This is a genomic window from Acetobacter pomorum (assembly GCF_002738225.1).
In the GTDB taxonomy this organism is placed as follows: domain Bacteria; phylum Pseudomonadota; class Alphaproteobacteria; order Acetobacterales; family Acetobacteraceae; genus Acetobacter; species Acetobacter pomorum.
The window spans coordinates 1-401 of sequence record NZ_PEBQ01000095.1; the positions used below are offsets into that span (position 1 = coordinate 1).

The 401-nt window shown below is 33.2% G+C and carries 1 protein-coding gene; it reads right to left on the reverse strand.

Features of this window, described 5'->3' with window-relative positions; translation table 11 throughout:
- Positions 1 to 401, reverse strand: a 401-nt coding sequence (locus CSR02_RS07560) for a glycosyltransferase family 2 protein (RefSeq protein ID WP_167384114.1), incomplete at both ends; no start/stop codon positions are given.

The following is a 401-nucleotide window of genomic DNA, read 5'->3' on the forward strand; positions in this document are numbered from 1 at the left end:
CTCTGATACATTGGTGCATCAAACCAACTTACATTTCCTCCACTTCCAACATAGGTCCAATTAATGCAAATGGCATCAACATCTTTTTGTTCATGCCATCTTACAAACGATTTGATATCTTTAAATTTGTCCGTATTTACGACTACAAATTCGTCCATATCAACAAAAAGGCACCATGTGTAGTCTAAAATATCGTTATTAAACATGAGAGCATCAGAATATGCTTTACTTTGAGCATCGCTTCCTGCGCTTACTTCATTTTTTATTAACTTTATAATCCCTTTACTTTGCAGGTAATATAATAAATCATCAGATCCATCTGAATTATCGTTGCTGTATATAAAAATAGATTCAAACCCAAGGGAAAGGTAATGAGCTATCCATTCAATAATATAGATACC